Annotated in this window: 11 protein-coding genes and 1 riboswitch; all 11 genes read right to left on the bottom strand. The window is 33.9% G+C overall.

What is annotated here, in order from left to right:
- Window positions 1-35: 35 nt before the first annotated feature.
- The 11 genes from BFA01S_RS02890 to BFA01S_RS02840 all read right to left on the bottom strand — a co-directional run bounded on the left by BFA01S_RS02890 (window position 36) and on the right by BFA01S_RS02840 (window position 19,994).
- A complete protein-coding gene (locus tag BFA01S_RS02890; RefSeq protein WP_066225555.1) occupies window positions 36-2,621 on the bottom strand; it encodes a ligand-binding sensor domain-containing protein in 2,586 nt (861 codons plus the stop codon).
- Window positions 2,622-3,155: 534 nt separating this feature from the next.
- Window positions 3,156-3,842 (bottom strand): hypothetical protein, encoded by a 687-nt coding sequence (locus BFA01S_RS02885; RefSeq protein ID WP_066225552.1) that lies wholly within the window; start codon window positions 3,840-3,842, stop codon window positions 3,156-3,158.
- A 1,206-nt stretch (window positions 3,843-5,048) separates the two neighbouring features.
- Window positions 5,049-5,366, bottom strand: coding sequence for a JAB domain-containing protein (locus BFA01S_RS22215; RefSeq protein WP_066225550.1), 318 nt, complete (start codon window positions 5,364-5,366; stop codon window positions 5,049-5,051).
- Between the two features lie 378 nt (window positions 5,367-5,744).
- A complete protein-coding gene (locus tag BFA01S_RS02875) occupies window positions 5,745-8,573 on the bottom strand; it encodes a hypothetical protein (protein WP_156483512.1) in 2,829 nt (942 codons plus the stop codon).
- 866 nt (window positions 8,574-9,439) lie between these two features.
- Window positions 9,440-11,035 (bottom strand): putative bifunctional diguanylate cyclase/phosphodiesterase, encoded by a 1,596-nt coding sequence (locus BFA01S_RS02870; protein ID WP_066225546.1) that lies wholly within the window; start codon window positions 11,033-11,035, stop codon window positions 9,440-9,442.
- 350 nt (window positions 11,036-11,385) lie between these two features.
- Entirely contained in the window at window positions 11,386-12,360 is a 975-nt protein-coding gene (locus tag BFA01S_RS02865; protein WP_066225544.1) for a hypothetical protein, read from the bottom strand.
- A gap of 30 nt (window positions 12,361-12,390) precedes the next feature.
- Window positions 12,391-12,475: riboswitch (cyclic di-GMP riboswitch) on the bottom strand.
- Window positions 12,476-12,724: 249 nt separating this feature from the next.
- On the bottom strand, window positions 12,725-13,042 hold the full coding sequence (locus tag BFA01S_RS02860) for a DUF3243 domain-containing protein (RefSeq protein WP_066225543.1): 318 nt from the start codon (window positions 13,040-13,042) through the stop codon (window positions 12,725-12,727).
- A 79-nt stretch (window positions 13,043-13,121) separates the two neighbouring features.
- Window positions 13,122-13,676: a hypothetical protein gene (locus tag BFA01S_RS02855; protein ID WP_066225541.1), complete on the bottom strand. Its 555-nt coding sequence runs from the start codon at window positions 13,674-13,676 to the stop codon at window positions 13,122-13,124.
- A 452-nt stretch (window positions 13,677-14,128) separates the two neighbouring features.
- Window positions 14,129-18,883: an endonuclease gene (locus BFA01S_RS02850; RefSeq protein ID WP_066225539.1), complete on the bottom strand. Its 4,755-nt coding sequence runs from the start codon at window positions 18,881-18,883 to the stop codon at window positions 14,129-14,131.
- A gap of 73 nt (window positions 18,884-18,956) precedes the next feature.
- Entirely contained in the window at window positions 18,957-19,232 is a 276-nt protein-coding gene (locus tag BFA01S_RS02845) for a hypothetical protein (protein ID WP_066225536.1), read from the bottom strand.
- Between the two features lie 336 nt (window positions 19,233-19,568).
- Window positions 19,569-19,994 (bottom strand): hypothetical protein, encoded by a 426-nt coding sequence (locus BFA01S_RS02840; protein WP_066225534.1) that lies wholly within the window; start codon window positions 19,992-19,994, stop codon window positions 19,569-19,571.
- Window positions 19,995-20,142 lie beyond the last annotated feature (148 nt).

Below are 20,142 nucleotides of genomic sequence, written 5' to 3'. Positions count from 1 at the left end.
AAGGACTAATCCAACACAGATTAGTCCGACTCTATTTAACTCTTACTATATTTTAAAGTACTTTTATCATATAAGATGTAGTATCCATCACCAATATCTAATTTATCTCCATCTGCCTTCGTAATAAAATATTGGCCGCCTTCTGGTAATTCACCAGCCGGCTCTGTTTCACCATGCTTGTAAAATGGAGTATTCTCCAGCAATGTGACTGATCCAGTATAATAAGTAACGAGTACATCTTTTGCAATCGTAAACCCATTACCTACATCATATTTTTCTTCATCATAATCATATACTCTAATTTCTTCTCCCGGCTGAATATATCTGTGTAACTGTCCATTTGGTGTTAACATAGGAAATGGCTCAAGTACAAATAATCTTCCAATATAAGGAGACAACTTAGAGCTTTCATGATAAATGTAATATCCGCCTCCAGTATGATAATACTGCCCTTCTACACCATAAACCTGAAATGCTTTTTTCACTCCAAGTGTATCATATGGAACCATTCTTCCATCGGCCATTTTTTGATATAAAACCACTGGCTTCTTCGTATAGACACGAGCGATCGGGAATGGTGACTCTGTTACTGTTACATGCGGAATTTGAAGCTGATCGGGATTGATCGCAATATCATTCGTTAACTTTTCTGAATGAACTCTCCATAAATTCGCTCCGCTATTAAAATAAAGATAGCCTTGATGATCACTAACTAATGTATTGACATCTCCTTTACGGAACAATTTAATATCAAATGAGTCAAGGTCTACTCTAAATAAATTCTTCTGTACACTTCCATATAAATAGCCATCATTGCCATTAATTAAAGCTTCGTTTTTACCCATTCCTAATACACTTTCCGGAATGATCGGATAAATATCTATTTTTTCCGTTTCCAGATAGTAAGCGATAAATTTATTGTCTACTACTCCAAAAACACGACCATCCGGATGCCATCTAAGTGCAGAAACCCACTCATTATATCCTTTAGAAATAACAATTTCTTCTACATTGAATGGAGATACATTTAAATCAATTTTAAACATACTGGCGCTTTCTTCTGTTTTCTTTCCTGTACCATCATAAACGGATGTCCCGGCATAAAGAATGTTATTCTTTTTATCATATGTAGCAGAAACAACACTCTGTCCTTCTTTTAATTCAATACTTTCTATTTCCTCACGCTTGTCTATATCATAAATCGTTAATAATCCGCTATGGTTTCCTCGTTTTGGACCAGTTCCGATAAATAAACGATGATTCTCCTCATCACTTATCATAATAGATGGTCGCGACTGCCCTACATCTGAGAGCGAGATTAATTTACGTGGGTTTGATCCCGCACTCCATCTGCTTTTAGGATCATATTCATAAATATCAGCATTTGGATATGTTCCGAAATACATTTTACCATTCTGTTCTGCAAATCCTTCAACCTGCCCAATTCTATTAATCTCATTTGAAGAGGTTAATGGATTAAACTTGGATAAAGAGCCGGAAATGAATGCCGAGCTGTAAATATCACCTGTTGAGCTGCTTCCAATTCGATAAATTCCAACAAACTGAGCGGGTAATTCTAATGTACTTATAGAAAATTGATTTTTCTTATAGTCATATTCATAGAATCTTCCTGAATTCCCAGTTAATCCGACAACTTTATTTTTTCCCGGTACAATATCAAGCGATACCGCTGCCGTTCCATAAAGATTAGACTCTATTTTCTCACTATTCTGTGTCATATAGTTATATTTATAAAGACTTCCGCCGTCACTATAGAAAACAGCTGTTTCATCAGGTATCTTCTCTGAAACACCTCTTGAATTTGCTTTGAACGTGTTGACAACCTCATCTGTCTTCACATCGTAATGGATAATTTCATTCGTTCCTTCCATTTTTGCAAAAAGCTGGCCATCTATTAAATCCAAATCATAGACAGATCCACTAGATTTATCATAGCCTTCTAATAAGTTAGTATGTTCATAAGTAACTAGATTCCATTTAATCAATGCAGCAGGCGATCCCATGCCAATATACACAGTATTTGCAGTATTATCGTATGCAATACTTCTCGCATATTGCTTACCTGGCATTACTTTACCAAAATCTCTAAAACTCTCATGTTCATTGTAAGCAAATAAAGTGCCAAGATAAGAAGTACCGCCAAACAAACGCTTATTTTCTAAATCGTATGCTAAGTCCCACACAGCAGTCTCTTTCTTATTAGCTCTTCCAACATCAGTAACCTGTTTCGTCTTCAAATCATATTTGTATACATGACCATTAGGGTTTGTCCCAATCCAAACAATACCTTCTGGAGATGTTTCAATAGACCAAGGATCCTCTGCTCCTTCTAACTCCTTAAGATCGATAAGCTTTTTCGTCTCATAATCAATAACAGCCACTTTTGCAGGTTTCCCTTGCAATAAGGCAACGTAATAATTCTGACCTTCTAAAGAAGCAAGCTTACCTTTTATAACGTTTAAATGTTCTACTTTCGGTCCTAAATTCTCAAATGGAGCATCCTCATTATTTGCAGCAGCACTGCTTTTTAGAGGGTATGCAACCATAACAACAAAAAGACAGGATACAATCATACAAAATATTAAAGTGTTTTTAGACATTTTTTACTACTCCTTGATTTTATTCACATTTTTATCGTAACACTTTCAAATCTTTAAGTCATTACATTCAGACCTTTTTTATAAAAATTTTATTATAGGAGCACAAATGATCCTTCTTTTTTTATCTAATCTTATGTATACAGTGATTTATTGGTTTGAGAAATGCTAGATAAGCTATTTAGCAATTTTAACCTTGAATCAAATATATTTCTTATAATAATAAGTAAATATAATGAAGAAAATGGTTTATTTTAAAAATTAAGAAATTTATTTATCAAATTAGAGAAAAAAACGATATTATTCCTTTATAAATATGATAGAATAGTCATTGTTCCCATATTTCATAATATATGGTTCACTAAGATATTTTTGGTATATTTACCATATTTATGACTTTGATTCTGTTTGACAATTAGTAAGACCTTTTTCTTTTAGACAAGTGCATGACAAACATGAGAGCCTCCAGAATAATGGAGGCTCTCATGTTTGTCAAACAGAAATGCATCATTAAGTCCATAGAATTCTGTTTATTTTTTATTCAATGCTTTTTAATATATTTTGGCCATCCTCATTTTGATAGTAAGCAATCATAACTTGGCTGCCTTCTTCGATTTCATCCAAGTTTACATCAATTTCTGTTGTTTGCAGATTAATTGCTTCTCCATCGACTGTTACTTCAATCGTACTAGTATCAACTTGACCTACATATGTTGCTTCTGTTGAAATAACCTTTGGACTTTCTTTTACAGGGCTAGAGCTATCTTCCTTTTTTTCTTCCACTACACTGAATTTCATACTTTTTAAAATATATTGATCTTGTTCATTTTTATAATATTGGATTTTTACTTCATCACCATCAGAAAATTCATCAAAATTTATATCAGCTTCTGTTGTTTGTAAATTAATTGTCTCACCTTCTGCTGCTACTTCAATCGTATGCGGATCAACCTGTCCCACATAAATAGCTGTCATCGTCTTTACTTCAGTAGTTTTCGGCTTTTCTACTTCGTCAACCTTACTATCTTCTTTGGCAACAGTTTCTGTATCTGTTTCTACCTCAGTTTCTGTTTCTGTGTCTGTTTTTGTCTCAGTTTCAGCAGGTTGTTCTTGTTCTGTAACGTTTTTCTCTTCTTCCTCCTTCTTCACAGTCCCTGCATCATTACTACATGCGATGATGAAGAAAAGCAAAGAAAAAACAAAAAGACTTTTTACTAGTTTCACATGAATCTCCTCCTTTCTCTTGAATATAACAAATTTCCCTAAAACACGTCAAAATTTATTCGAAAATAAGGGAGTTTTTCACATAAAATTGCAAGTAATTTCAAATATTTTTTATGTTGGACAATTATCAATGAATAATAGGAAAGAATATGTAATTATTTCCTCGGAAATTGTGGAAATTAGATGGAGAATGTAATTTGAGTTTCATATTTTTGAACAATCTTAAAAACTAATTAAATAGCTTCTACTAACTTTAATTATTATATGTTTCTTTTATCTTTTAATGATAGTGTTGAGTTAAATTATTACAAAGTAGATATTTTGATTCTGACTAGTTTGTTTAGTCTAATACCCATATTTATAAAGAAAATATGTAATCAATTTATTTCTGTTATTAATATAAGAGAGTAACTTTCCTGTCTGTTCTTTCGATAGGACATTGACCATCAAAATATTCATGTTTAGTAAACATTTAATTATACCTTTCTTTAAACGGATGAATACCCATTTCCTCATCGATAATTTTAGATAGTATTATAACCTTTTAAACTATTAATCCTTTTATTATTGATTATAGAGGCAACAAAATTGACTAAAGAGTAAATGAGCTTCTTCATATAAACAGGATTGAAATCTTTTCATGTCATTTACAGATGACTCAACTGTTTTGATCGCTTTATATTCTGTAAAGAGCCAGTTTGAAAAGTTGTCTAGATGCAAATATGATCTCTTAGAATAGAAAAAGCTATTAATGTATGCTGTTCTACATCGATAGCCTTTTATGTATGATTTTGATTCATTTTTTCACTCTTCCTTATTACGATAGTTATATAATAATACTATCAGTTTTATATACTAAAAGTATCTTTATTTTTTATCATTCATTACATTTACCTTTTCAGGTTGTTCCCTAATTAAGATTGTCATCAGATTCTGAAAAAAATTTGTTAAATATATTTATTCAACGTTTATGTTATAGGCTATTTACTTTCCATTCTTTATCTATACTTCATACAATAGTCTTCTTGTTACCTCTTCCTCCACCATCCCAGCAATCCCTTCATAACCTTGTTCATTTACATAGGATTATTTCTAAAACAAGCAGATTAAGTAGCTTCTTTAGATGCTCAGCAGAAATGAGCAGTCCATCTAGTTCTTCATGATAGAAATCATATTCCTCATAACTCACTTCACCTCGTGGCACTACTATACTAAAGTCTTTTTCATTGGCCAAGCAAATCGATAAATATATCTTCTCTCCTTCGCTCCCTCACATATACCTTTTTGTTTTAGTAAAACGAATGTACAATCCCCTAAAATGATGTAATCGAGCACATCAATGCTGATGATCTTCCCTGCTTCTCCTAATGATGTTGCTTGTCCAGATAGGTCGTTATGTCCTACTAAAATAAATGCTGCTAAAACAACTGGTTTGTGGCATTCCCTAGGAGGAACGATGCTGGCATTCAGACTTCCAATATCACAAACTTTGATAGCTGTCGGTTGATCTTCATATCTAAACATACAACTATAAAGTATTCCCTATCTGCTTTTCATACGAGTTATTTCTGTAATTGATAATCATACTCGAGACTTTCACACAATGGTCCTTGGATAGTATGCTTGATTCCTTCACTAATTTTAGACTAACTGATTTTTTCTTTCTACTCCTTTCTCTAGTAGTTCTGATTGCTGCTTTTCATATTGATTCATCGATTTTCCTCTTCAAATAGAAATACTCCTGACTCCTTGAAAGGAATTAGGGCTTAGAATATCTTTATCACACAAATAATATATGTTCACTATTCTATTTAATTCGGTTTCTAGCAAAAGAAAAGCTCTGTAGAGATTTCTCTCAACAGAGCTTTCAACATATTTCACATCATAATAAATGTATGCTTATTATTTTGAAACGTTAACTTGTACTCCAGCTTTAACAGCATAACCGTTTGCATCAACAAGTGTACCAGTTAAACCATCAGTAGTATCAGCACCAGTATCAAGAGTTTTAACTTTTAAGTTTGCTCCAGCAACAACAGTAGCATAGTTATCTACTGTTCCTGGTGCGAAAGTAATTACTAAATCTTTACCAGACTTAGTCGCAGTAGCTGTAGTATCACTTACAGCGAAAGTTCCAGCATCAGATTTAATTTCTAAATCAGCAATAGCAAATGCATTGTCAATATTCTCATTGAATGTAAGTTTTAATACGTTGCTACCTACTAATTGAGCAGTTTGAACTGTCGCAGCTGTATTATCAGCAACTAAAACAGTTGCAGATTTAGCTTCTACAGTTTTATCACCTGATTTAGATTGAACGCCATTTACTCCTAAACGTGCGTTAGTTCCAGCTTGGGCACCAATGTTGATTGATTCTTTTGGTAATTTAATTACAACTACTCTGTTAGCTTGACCTGCTTTAAAGTAAATATCAGTACCAGCTGGTAATGCTGAACCATCTAAAGTATAGTTAGCTAAGTTTAACGCTGATGTAGTAGCTACATCTTCACTGTATGTTACTTCAAATTCATTTGGTGTACCACCAGCATTAGCAAATGATGCAGTTAATTTTGCAGCATCTCCATCAACAGAAACTGTGTTAGTAGATGCGCTATTTTTATTAGTGTGTGCATCAGTAATTGCACCAGTTTCTAAACGAACACTGTATTCACCTTTTGGTAACTTACCATTTACTAAATCACCAGCAGCTGGAGTGATAACTAATACTTTTTCTTCTCCCTTTGTAGCACCCTTACGAGTAGCTGTAGCTGGAGTAGTTAATGCAACACCATCTTTACGTAATACGATATTAGCAACTGTACCAGCTGCAGCAACTTCTTCATCAAATGTTACTTCTAGATCAGTTTTATTGTCAGCAAGAGCAACAGAAACAACTTTTGGACCTGTTACGTCTTTAGTCATTGTTACATTTTTAGTAACAGATTCAAGTTTTTTACCGAACACATCCGTAATTACTTCGTTAGCAAAAGCAAATGTTAAAGTTTTGCTACTTGCGTTACCATAGAAGTAATTTGGGGCAGCTCCGCCTGCAAGTGTTACTACTACTGTTCTGTTAGATTTATCATCAGCATCCAGAGCAGCAGTAACATCACCAGCAACCATTGGAGTACCATCAAGTATTACATTGATTGCTCCATCAATTGTTGCATCACTACCAGTTGGAAGAGCTTTACTAAATACAATTTTTGCTTTATTAGAGCTTAATTGAGTAATAGATTCTACCTGTGGTGCAGCTGCATCAGCAGTAAATGTTACATTTCCAGTATAGCGTGTTAAAATGTTTCCAGCTGCATCTACTGCACCTGAAATTTCAACTGATTTTGTAGTTCCTGAATCAACTGAAGTTGGTTTCGCAAAAACAACTTTTGTTTGGTTTTTATTTGCTACAAATGTTACTGGAGTTGTTACAGGCTGTCCATCAACACGTACGACTTCTGGAACTGCAGTAATTGGCTCAGATACAGTTACTTCTACTTGACCAGTAATAGTATCATAAGTAACACCTGTTACTTCTGGTTTTGTTTCATCTTTAGTACTTACAGTACCAGCAAATGCTTTAACGGCAGTACCGTCTGTCGCTTTAACTGAATTCGCAACAGTTACTGAATAACTTCCATCAAGATATTTAGCTGTTGATGCATCTACAGTTAATGTTAGTGATTTTCCATCTTCACTTAAAGAACCTGTTACAGTATCTGTTGTTGGATAGTCAACGTTTTTATTTGCAACAGAATCAGTTACAGTACGTTTTACAGAAATTGTGTTAGCAACTAAAGCGCCTGTAGTATCATTTGAGATTACAGTTGATTTTTTAATTGATTTGTTAAATGTAACAACAATTTGTTTAGCGTTAACTGCACTTACACTCTCAACCACAGGATCTAATTTCCCTACATATGCTTCTTTAGCATCTGCTTCGCTCTTACGAAGTTGTTGCTCGATAGCTGTATGTGTTGGGTAAACATCGTCTCTGTCAGGATATAATTCTTTTCCAGCTTTTTTGATGTCTACTGCGCGCTCTTTAAGACGATCTAATTTAGCGAAGTCTGCTTGTACTTCTTTAAGATCTACTTTTTCAGCTTTAAGTTTTTCATTGATTTGGTTAAGTAATTGGTATTGTGAAACTTCATAGATTAATGCTTCACGAGTAAGTTTTGCATCAAGTAAGAAGCTGTCTTTAAATGCTTTACGAATTTGAGCACCACGAACTTTACCGATAACAGCTTCTGCCTTTTTGATTTCTGCAGATAATGTGTCATATGCTGCAACTGTATCAGCATTAAGTTCTTGTGATTTGATATAAGCTGAAACCGCTTTTGTAGATTCAACTAATTTACCATTAAGAATTCCTACTGCATCAATATAACGAGCAGCTGCTGCTTGATGGTTTTCAGCACTTGCAAGAATTGCTTCAAGTTGTGATTTATCTTTACCTTTGTAATTCGCTAATTGAGCTTTTGCATCGCTGATTAATTTTCTAACGTTGTTGTAAGAAGCTGTGAACTCTGCAGATACTTTTAAATCTTCTGAGCTGTAAAATTTAACTAATCCCTTTGCATTTTGCTCTGCTTTTTTAACAGCTTGTTCTGCTTGTGAAACTGAAGCAGCATCAGCAGGATTTGCAGCGACAAATGTTGTAGCAGCTACAGCTGCAGTAAGACCAAGTTTAGCAACTTTTTTCTTAGACATGTGTATATGTTCTCCCCTCAAGATACTAAAATTTTACTTTTTCATAATATTAATCTTACCATAAGATTAATATTAAACATGACTGCTTGTCAATGTAATTAGAATTCTATCATACTTTTTTTGGCTTTTCACCAGTAATATTTACCACTTTTAATAGAACCCCTATAAATAATAACAAAAATGCGAAATATATGCCATTTTTAAATTGAAATTTTTTTAATACCAAAAAATTATCATTTTAGAAAATATTTACTATCCTAATATATCTTAAATGAGGAAAATGGAACCATAAAATATTTATTCTGGGATATTATTCATAACATTTCCATCTATTAAGTTATCATCCCTCCTATATAATTTACATTTTTGTTATTATATTTTATTTAAGTAATAAAACGGCTATATTTTTTTATAAATAAATTGAAAATAAGGAATTTTATAGAGGTGGGCTTACTTTGGTATTATCCGTCTAAAGCGATGAACAAACTAAAAAGGAGGAAAAAAAAAGTCGGAAAAAGAATGTAGATAAGTCCAATAACATCTCAAAGGATGACGATATTCAAAAGAAGGAGGGAAAAAATGTCACAAGCTAGTTTAATTGTGACAAAAATAGTTTTGTCATTCTCAACTTAAAAATTGATACATATGTCAAAAAGAAGGAATTGAACAAATCTCTGAAACATACAAAATAAAAAGATAAATATTTAAACGGGAAAAAGCGAGGAACTATTACTCAAGTCTCTTTAAGATAAAGGGAATCTATCATTTCTAGTCTTTTCTATATTTTTCTTCTTATTTAAATATCAAATCTCCACACTTATGAATAAATTAACTGCATAAATAAAAAAGAGGAGCTGCCTGGATAAACGCAGTTCCTCACTTTTATATTAATACGCTGTAAAAACAGCTTCATGCTGTTCCTCCAGCAATTTATCTAATTCTTCTACAGGTAAAGGACGGCTATAATAATAACCCTGTCCAATATGACAACCGTACTGTGATAGGAAAAGCTCCTGTCTTTCTTCCTCTATCCCTTCAGCAACGATTTTAAGATTTAAATTACGTCCCATATTAATAATTGTTTTTACAATTGAAATTGTATTTGAGTGCTCGAGCATTCCGTTTGTAAATGAACGGTCAATTTTCAAATAATCAATCGGTAAATGGGCAAGCAGGCTTAAGGATGAATAGCCTGTTCCAAAATCATCAATAGATATTTGTACACCAAGCTTCTTTAATTGATTGAAAACAGTGAGTGACGCATCAATATTCTGCATAAGAGTTTCAGTAATTTCTAATTCCAAATATGCAGGTTCAAGCCCACTTCTTTCCACTATTTCTGCAACAACATCAACAAAATTATCTTCTTTAATTTGGCGGATAGATACATTGACAGAAACACATAAAGATGGATTTGTGGACATTTGCCATAGTTTCGCTTGTTTACATGCTGTTTCAAGCACCCATTCCCCTATCGGAATAATAGCTCCTGTTTCCTCTGCCAATGGAATAAATTCATCAGGAGGAATGAATCCTAACTCAGGGTGAATCCATCTTAATAAAGCTTCCACACCTTTAATTTTTCCAGTTCGCAAATCAACTTGCGGCTGATAATAAACACGTAATTCATCGTTTTCCAGTACAGTCCTTAATCCATTTTCAAGCTTCATTCTTCTAATAATTTTATCATCAGGATCTGCATTATATATCTGGTAAGTATTTTTACCTCTTTCCTTTGCCTCATACATTGCTGTATCCGCATTCTTGATAAGTGTTTCCGCATCTTCACCATGGAATGGATAAATACTTATTCCAATACTGGCTGTAGTAAACAGACTCTCATTATTTATTGAAAAAGGCAAAGAAAAAAGTTCTAGAATACTAGAAGCAGTTTTTATATATTGCTCTTTATCCGTTTCTTCTAATAGAATAATAAACTCATCTCCCCCATGCCGATAAACAAAATCCTTCTTAGGAATTGAATCTCTTAATCTTTTTGCGACCTGCTGGATAAGGTAATCTCCAGAAATATGTCCCATCGTATCATTAATCGTCTTAAAGCGGTCCAGATCTATAAACATCACCGCTATTTGTTTCTTTTCACTGTCCATATCCTCTATTAATTTATTAAGATTTTCAAATAGCATAAATCGATTTGGAAGTCCGGTTAAATAATCATAATATGCCTGCTGATTAAGCTGCTCATTTTTTATTTGCAGCTGTTTTGTAATTTTCAAATTTTTAATCAATTGTTCTTCTAATTGATTAGCATATCCATCCATCCTCTTAATTAAGTACAAGAAAATTGGAGTAGCTATCACCAGCACAACTGCTGTATCAACAACTTCATACCATATCGTGTGGTCAAACTTAAAATGAAAGATCATAGTTAAGAATTCTTCGATAATATTAGGAATAATAATAACAGCAAGAATAAGTATCCATAAACGATTGCCCTTTTGAAATTGAAAAATTTTTTTCATTTTTTGCTGACACCTTTCCCAATTGATGTAGAGATTAGTTAAGAATGGAATTATTTCTTATAGTATTAAAATAACATGGAAATACTAAAATCCTTATATAAATCTTTATAAAGGAATATTTTATCATCCTAATCCTTAGGCAGAAAATATCAAATAAAGCATTACACCTTATGGTATATGATACAATTTTCACCAATTAATAACAACTAATTATATAGAATACAGCCTTTATTCCTATTTATATAAGCATCTATTAATAAACAAGAGGCCGCCTCCTGACGATATACACTTCGCCGAGACTGCCTCTCTTTCTATTAGTCTAACCTTATTTTTCGTAATCTTATATTATTCTACTTTGCCTTCACTTCTGTTGTTGGCTCTTTCACATTATTGAGAATTGCATCTACTTGTGCTGACAGTGAAGAAACTTTTTCATATCTGCCTGCTAACTCAGCCTTATCAGCGCCTCTTACTGCTAGTGAATCAAGCTGCTTTTTTACACTGTTCAGACGGTTTTTAATAGAATTAAGTTTTCCAGCATAGCTCGGATTTTTCCAAACATCATCCTTGCTTGTTTCTTCATCTTTTTGGTCATCCTCTGTGTCAGCATCAGATTCCTGCTGAGTTATATTATCTCCTGTAGGTAAGAGTTTATTTTCTGCTTCAACTGGAGCTGTTGGAACTGCAGTATCTTCAACTACTAATTTCTTGAGTTCTTTTTCCTGCTTCTCTGTTAATTTTTTGCTTTCTTTTTTCTGCTTCTCTACTAATTTTTCTCTTTCTTTCTTTTGCTGCTTAGATAATTTCTCAATAGCTTCTTTTTGCTTTACAGCCAGCTTTTCTTTCTCTTCTTTTTTCTTTTTATCTGAAGTTTTACGATCCTTCTTTTGCTTATTAGTTAATTGTGCTGTCTCTTTGGTCTGCTTCTCTGTTAACTTTTTTGTCTCTTTCTTATGTTTTTCTTCTAATTTTTTAATTTCTTCCGCCTGGTCTTCTGCTAACTCTTCTACAGCCTCTGTCTGTGCCTTTAATAGTTTCTCAATTTCTCCAACCTTTTTTTTATCTTTACTTAAAGCATTTGCCTGATAAGAAAGGAAGTCTCCTTCAATTTCCTCTAATTGTTTATCAATAGATTTCAACTGGTTGGCCTGTCCTTTTAATTTGCCAGACTCTGTATTAGGCTTGCCTTTACTTTCTTCCTTTTTTAAAGAGCTGTTCACCTTTTGTGAAACTTTCACTTTCTCTGTCTTTTCAGTAGCATAAACCGGACTTGCTACAATTGTTCCTGTCGTTAAAACAGCTGCAAGAATTATTTTTTTATACATTCCCTTTTCCTCCTCAATTTATAATAGGGCAATGGTAACTGGCTGGCATAGAGTAGATTCCTTAGCCCCTGTAGTTTTGTGGCACTAGGTTTCCCCAGCTGTACCCATATGTATATATCGTCTTATCTCAACATATTTTCAATACTGATTCCCCTTTTCTTTAGTTTCTATATAGAAGAGAAAGAATTAATTAAACGTTTGTTTAATTAAAAAATCAAAAAATATTTCACTTCTATTAAGTCTTTTTAATAGAAGTATTAAAGAATCATATGTTAATCAAAATCCTTCATAAATAATATCAGTAATTGAAAACTCAATAAAAAACGGTGCCGATCCAGAGAGAAAGGATCGACACCGCTTATGTTTAATTTCTATTTTGTACCATTCGAACGAGCATATGGGCTAATGCATGCTGCTCCTCTTGTTCACCATTTTTCCAAAGTTCTTGTAGCAATTGTTCTTCCCTATTTTTCGGCTCTTGATGTTCAGCAAGATAGTTTGCGACTTTTTCTGCACTTTTTGCGATAGCCTCATCACTCATACCTATGTTTTTAGCCATTCTCACTTTGTCACCCAGATAATTCGCAAAATGATTAAAGTTTTCTAAAATCTCTTCCTTCTTCTCCTGACTCATTTCAGTCAGCTTTTCCTCAACTTTAACAGATTGTTTATCTCCTAACATTCTAACAGCCTCCTTTATAGGTTACATTTGGAAAATACCCCGACGCGGAGACTGTTAAACATATTAAATCAATACATAATTAATTAGTTTTTAAAAACTCAAAAGATATACTACCAATATTGCCGTTTGCTTTCATTATCACTTCGTAATCGTTTTCCTTATAAATAAACTCTTCTCTATCATCCATTAATTTCCCATAAAACATATCAAAAGTATTCATATTCAAATTCAAAGCTTCTGCTATTGCATAACCGTTCTGTATCCCTTTATCTGAAAATTTAACTGCTCCATCCATATCGATATTTTTCGGGTTTCCCATACCGAATGATTCGTAGCCAATAATATTTTTATCTTTATCAAATATGCAGCGCACATTATATCTTAATGTTGTTGCATCCTTACCTCCCTCATCAAGAGTTAACTTATAACCATCCCCATCGTCCATTTTCTTGAAATCTTCTATTTTTTCCTCTGTTAATTTATCCAGTTTAAATTCATTACGATCCGCTACTTCATTATATGTTTCCATAAAATCTTTCAGTTCCTCATAAGTATCCTCATCTATACCGGTTAATGTATTAGAACATCCAATTAAAGTTAAAGAAATAATCACTAAGAGTATAAAGTATTTCATTTTATCCTTCCTTCCAAATAGGCGTAAGTATTACAATTTGAAACTAGAGAGTTGATTGCAAGTATTTATTAAGAGATGCTTCAGCAAATTACAAATAGACTCCTGACTACCTATTAGAAGCTCGGGGAAATATCAAATGCTAAAATCAATTTAATGTCAGCAATGATACTAAGTTTTTTAATTTATATGGATAAGTTAATCTTATCAAAAGCACCATATTCGTTCTATAATCCAAAGTCCCTATATATTACTATATCGGTAATCAAATCCAATTATTTAGAATTATTCATCCAGTATTCGAGAAGAAGTTTATATTGAATATATCAATAGAAAAATTAAAAAAGATGACCCTCTATTCAGCACAAAAGTCATCTCTGCAGAAATCTATAATCTTGATTATCAAATACGTCTTATATAATTAAAGCTTAATTTTTGATAATTTCTTATTAATTCTATCTCCAAATCATCTCTGCAAATTCGGGATGATCAACAAATGGATTACGATTATGCTGGTATTGTTCATAGATGAGATTATTTCGCTTTCTTTCAAATTCATCTACCGGATCTTGTTTATGCCATTGTAGCAATGTAGATAGTTTCCCATGATAAGGGCCTGATGTTCCCACCCTGTCAACTAATTCTAAATTTAGCTGGCTTTCTTCATATCTAACATCCATATAAAATAGGATTCTGGCAATATCACCTTTCACACGGTCTGGCGGCTCCCATGAATCAGAGTCACTCTTACACTGTGTACACTCTTTATGAGGTGTACCGCCTTTATCGAAATCAAGATTCCCCCGTGAGCTGTTTACCGATGCATCTGTCGGTCTTAGCTGATGAATATCTGTGCCAGGTCCTCTACTAGTTCCAAAATTCCCGTGAGACTGTGCCCACACATGCTCTCGGTTCCAATCGTCAGCGCCTGAGCCGAATGTATTTTTTGCTTGAGAGCGTCCTGTATAAAGCAATATAATATTGTTCGGATTATTTGGATCTTCATCTGTTTTTTCTAAAGCATAGCGTGCTTCTGAATATGATAGAGTAGTATGGTCTTTAATAATATTATGAAGTGACAACTTTAATTCTTTTCCTAATTTTCCGTCAGCCTGTTTGTAATATCCCTCTATAGATGGCTCACTATTTTTTACTACTATTGAAAATGAAGCTTCAACTGCTGATTGGCCATCACTTGCCTCTACTTTCACATCAAATTGACCCGGAAAATCGGCCGGAACAGTAAGTATCGTTCCATTTATTGCACCGAAAGTCGTTTTATATGTCAGCGGGTCATTTTCCGGATCTGAAAAATGTTTTGATAAGTCTATTTTCACTGTTTCATTCTTATTTATATACTGAGTTAAGAACGCCAAAGAAATAATCGGAGCCTTATTTTCTTTTGGAACAAAAGGAGAAGCAATTGCTTCCCCTTTTGCATTGTAAAACTTAATTTTAGATGTATCTATCCCTTTTGGAACAATCCACTTCTGAACGTTTTCCGCTCCTCTTATTTCTTTTACATTTACATTATCGATTACAACTTCTTTTACTGTTGCACCGCTTAAATCAATAATTGTCTCTTCTTTTTTAGAAGTCGGTTTTATAACAACCTTTGTGTTTTTTAAACCTTCCCCTTTTAAAATTGCTGTTGTTTTTAACACAATTTCTTTTTTAATAGTTACGTCCGCATCTACATTTACTAATGTATATGGTGTTGTAATGACTACGTTATTTACTATAGACTTTTTAAAATTATAAATCTGTTTTGGTATTAACGGCTGAACTGTTTCCTTGATCTCAGCAAGATCCGTTTGGATCAGTACAGGATCATGATCACTTGCCCTGCCACCCATATCAGTGAAATCTGCGTTAATATGAACGATATCTACTAATGTGGAGCTTACCAGATTATTTGTTACTAAAATATGATCAAGCACTTGTGAGTTACCTTGGAATAGGTAAGTATAACGCTCTTTTTCCTCTGTTTTATCAATCATATTTGTTAATTCATTTCCCTTTAGCACATCTAATGTCTTTGAGAATTCAAAATCATTGAGATCACCTAGTACTACAACATTTGCGTCTCTGTTATCGGCTTTAACAGTTTTTACGAAATTATTAACGATAGCTGCCATCTCTTGACGTTTCGCTTCACTTCCGTAAACCGGAGGCTGCTTCGCTCCAAATAATGGTGTATCTCCTGATTTAGAATTGAAATGATTCGCAACAACGACAACATCTTTACCCTTAAACGTAAACTGTGCTGCCAATGGTTTACGAGTACTATTAAATACAGCATTTGCCGGATCGATACGTCCAGGATTTAACGTTAGCTTTCCATCTTTGTAACTGACTGCATCTGTAGCTTTTCCCAGATTTTCACCGCCAGTTAGACTTACTCGCTTTGGATTATAAAGGAAGCCTACACGGATATTCGCACCTGGTGCTCCCCCGTCCTGATTATTCTCCGGGTTGATATTAACGAATTTATACTCTTCTCCACCAATAGCTTTAATTTTATTAATTAATCTGTTATAGCTCTCAGTTGCATCTACAGTCCCGTCATTTACTTGACCATTGTTATCCTGCACTTCTGTTACACCAATAATATCTGGATTTTTCATATCTTCCACAAATGCTCTTGCCAGCTTATTCACCTTATCTTCCGGTGTTTCATTAGAAGCAGTGTTATTTGAGAAGTTCTCCAAATTATATGATGCGATTGTCAGCTTATTTTCGTCAAAGGCAATAGATGTTTTTTCAGGCTTCGCTTGTCCAACAGCATGCTTTCCTTTCATATAGTCTAAATCAGCATAGATTTTATAATTTTGGAATCCGTAGTTAACGACACCTTCAATATTGCCTGCAAAAGTATCACCTGTTTTCACGTCAAATTTTCTAGCGTCGTTATTAGGATATAATTTAAACTGAATTCTTTCCGGATTTGCATCATCCTTCGTAAGTCGTACTCCTCCATTAATTGTATCAGCTGCAACACTGTCCCTAACGACAATTAAATCACCATGTTCCTGTGGAGCAACTGCTCTAGTTGAATCTTTTATAACAACACGCATACCTTCTAAGCTTTCCCAGAAATCAATTGCATCTGTATCGGGGTTGAATAATGTTAAACCATCACTGTCAATTTTACCTGTCGGAAGATTATCTCCGATTTCAATCGGCGCAGGCAATGTGTTATTTGAGGAGGCAACCGTCACATTACCGCTTCTCGCATCAATTTGTGTAACAGGTAAATCTGTTTCTCTTTTCGTATCGTTATATCCGTCAATTTGGAATTCATCCACTTTACCGTCAACTCTTACTAAATCACCAAGCTTAATATTTTTAGCAGTAGTGCCTATGTAAACGACGATGCCTTCAGATGTTTTTGGATCATTATCTTTTTTGTCATCAGGAGTCTGCATATGAAAATACTGATTACTTCCTATATTATATTTGTACGTAACAATTCCTTCGATCCCTTTTACCAGTTCACCTTTCATAGGCGAGGAATGGGAAGCCCCTTGAATATGATGAATTTGTAATCCTTGTTCGGGATTGAATACTTTATATTCATACGTTGCTCCTGCACTAGCCTTTAAACCTTCTTTAACAGCATAAGCTTTAATAGTCATATTTTCATTGACGATAATAGGTTCTGAATAAAGAGGGCTATCTGTTACAGGTTCTGAACCATCAATCGTATAGTAAATTTTTGCACCTATAGTAGCTGTTGCAAGTGTCACCTTTGTTCCTTTTTCTACAGTTCCAGTAACAGAAGCTGTCACTTGCTGAACAGTACTTTCATCTTCAACTATATCAGCTGCAGAGCGAAGAATGATTTGGAATGCACCATCAAATTCCTGCACAATCCCTGTAATAGAGTCATATATTTTACCTTTAGCAAGATTCAAGCTGCCCCGTTCATCACGAACTAAAAACCGTGTGCCATCTGTAGCTGTATAATTAGCCCAGCCAGTACCAGCTTGAACATCTGTAAGCTCTACATTTTTCACAGTTGCAAGAACAGATTCATTTTCTTCTTTTAAATCAGCACCTATTAATACTTTAGGAGACACGGTATCAACCGTCCCAAGCTTCTTCACAACAGCTGTGCCAATTTGTAAAAGTCCTCTATAATCCGTCAATTTACCAGTCACTTCTACCTCATCACCAACTGCGGCATTCACAGCTGAAACTGGATGAATAGCAATGGCACCCGTCTCATCCTGAATATGGGCAGTATTTTTTAAGATTGCTGTTACAATACCTTTTGTACTTATTTGAGAACCGATTGGTAAAGTTCTAACATCAGCAATTGTTTTATCTTCTGATACTGTATAAGTAAAAGTTTTAATATCACCGCTTTCAAGTCCGTCAGCTATTGCAAATGCTTTGATTGTTATAGATTTATTAATAGTAATTGGTTCTGAGTAAGTATTGCTTTCTGTTGTCGGTTCTGTACCATCAACAGTATAGTAAATCTTTGCTCCTTCAGTAGCAGATGATAAAGTTACTTGTGTTCCCTCTTTTACAGTTTCTGAAGTTTCCGATGCTGTTACAGGTTGAGTCTTAGTTTCATCTTCTATTGAGACATCCATAGTATGCTTTCCAAGATCTGAAGTCGTATCTTGTGGAAGGCCATTCCACTCTTCGGCTGGATCAAAATTATCAGTTGTATCTGTATCACCTTTTGTAATAGAGCTTTTGCGGACAAGTGTCATATCTAAAGTTTTTACATCAGTTCCCCAAGAGCCTGATGGCCTTACTCCAACCTGTCCAATAGAGTCAACTACATCTCCACCTTTTCTTAAAACAAGAGCATCGTCCCCATTAAATGCCATAACAGATGAGTTCGTTATATTTGATTTACTTTTTATATCCTCGTTTGTTGCATTCCCAGGAGAAATAATATAAGTTTCTCCATTTTCCAACTCACCTGTTAAGGGTAATTTTTGAGACACGGTAGATGAACCGTTTGAATAAAGCTCTATTTGATACTTGCTTAAATCAATTGAGATACCGGTACCATTATAGAATTCAAGCGCTTTATTATTCCCTGAGCCCTCAATATACTCAGAAATAATTAAATCAGCTGCAGGTCCCGTTGCATTGGCTTTTGCTGGAATTGCAGGTAAAAGGATATTAGCTGCCAAGCTCACAGACAAAAAGGTGCTTAAAGGTTTTTTCCACTTTTCCTTATTCATCTTCATTTCCCCTTATTAATAAAATTAAAAAATAAAGCCTTACGCATGTTAGCGAAAGGCTGTACTAACGAAATTAGAGTTCTATATCTCCGGCTACCGTAATATTGTCAAAGTCTATATTATCAGCTTCAACTTTTGACACATCTAAATTACCTTCTACTATAATATTGGAAAAAGTGAGATTTACAGAGGGCGTTCCAGTTAAAACTAAATTCCCTTTGATTACAGCATTCTCTAATTTCTCAGCATTAGTAAGATTTACAATGATACTGCCTTTATATATTTTCGGCTGACCAACTGTACCACTGAAATGTTCTGCTGCAACTTCTATGTTTTCGCTATTCTCCACTTATACTATTTTTCTCTTCAAAAATAGCTTTCGTCATGAGCCTACACCGTACGGGCGACTTTCATCGCATACGGCGTGCCGTCAGCAGTGTTAACTTATTTCCCCATTCACAAGTTAATCATACGAATGTAAATTTTTTGCCGTAAGAAAATATATATACTGTTAAAAATAATTAATTTTGTAAAAATTTAATTTTAATAGGATGACATTGTTTATCAATTGTAAATATAAGATATTAAAGTCCTGTAACTATAAAAGGACTTTTACTCTAATTCCAGCTTAAATCTTCTTTTATATAAAAAAGCCCTGTGGAAATTCCACAGGGACACATATAAATTATTTATTATATAATTCCTTATAGGCAATAACCTTTAAAGCCATAATCTCGTCTTCTGTTAAATTACTTTCTAGTTTCTGCAATACTTCCCCTTTAGAAATAGTTCCTTCCTGAGCCTGTACCTGAATATTACGAAGTTCAGAAATTCCTACTTTTTGAATGAGTACCCTTGTTGCCTGCTCTTTTGTTGTAAAAGGTAATTTAGATTGATCGGCTGTTTGTGCTTGCTCTACGAATTTTTTAAGTTCCGGATCATTTTCCACATACCTCTTTACTTTCTCTATTTGTCCGCTTTCATTCAACTCTGTTGAAACAGCATCCATTACTTTATCAGATGCCAGATTTGTGCCGAAATAGTATAATCCATAACCTGCAATACATAACACAATAACGAGTATTAAAATAAATTTTATTAATTTCCTCATTTTTTCACCTCTTATTCATAAAATATTATACTACAAAAAAGGAGAGTGAATCACATTCTAACTAGTGACTACTCTCCTACATTTTATCCCAGCCTTAACGAGCAGTAAGACTCCCACTTCAAAATTGTGAGAGTTCAAGAAGTTAAGT

Source organism: Metabacillus fastidiosus NBRC 101226 (assembly GCF_001591625.1).
In the GTDB taxonomy this organism is placed as follows: domain Bacteria; phylum Bacillota; class Bacilli; order Bacillales; family Bacillaceae; genus Metabacillus; species Metabacillus fastidiosus.
The sequence above is the reverse complement of the archived record's forward strand: the minus strand, read 5'-3'. Positions and strand labels throughout refer to the sequence as shown.

Bases quoted from the DNA above. Each gene is read 5' to 3' on its own strand.
- BFA01S_RS02870 (WP_066225546.1), bottom strand. From the start codon at position 11,035: ATGAAAAAAATTTTTCAATTTCAAAAGGGCAATCGTTTATGGATACTT.
- BFA01S_RS02890 (WP_066225555.1), bottom strand. From the start codon at position 2,621: ATGTCTAAAAACACTTTAATATTTTGTATGATTGTATCCTGTCTTTTT.
- BFA01S_RS02855 (WP_066225541.1), bottom strand. From the start codon at position 13,676: ATGAAATACTTTATACTCTTAGTGATTATTTCTTTAACTTTAATTGGA.
- BFA01S_RS02850 (WP_066225539.1), bottom strand. From the start codon at position 18,883: ATGAATAAGGAAAAGTGGAAAAAACCTTTAAGCACCTTTTTGTCTGTG.
- BFA01S_RS02865 (WP_066225544.1), bottom strand. From the start codon at position 12,360: ATGTATAAAAAAATAATTCTTGCAGCTGTTTTAACGACAGGAACAATT.
- BFA01S_RS02840 (WP_066225534.1), bottom strand. From the start codon at position 19,994: ATGAGGAAATTAATAAAATTTATTTTAATACTCGTTATTGTGTTATGT.
- BFA01S_RS22215 (WP_066225550.1), bottom strand. From the start codon at position 5,366: ATGTTTAGATATGAAGATCAACCGACAGCTATCAAAGTTTGTGATATT.
- BFA01S_RS02860 (WP_066225543.1), bottom strand. From the start codon at position 13,042: ATGTTAGGAGATAAACAATCTGTTAAAGTTGAGGAAAAGCTGACTGAA.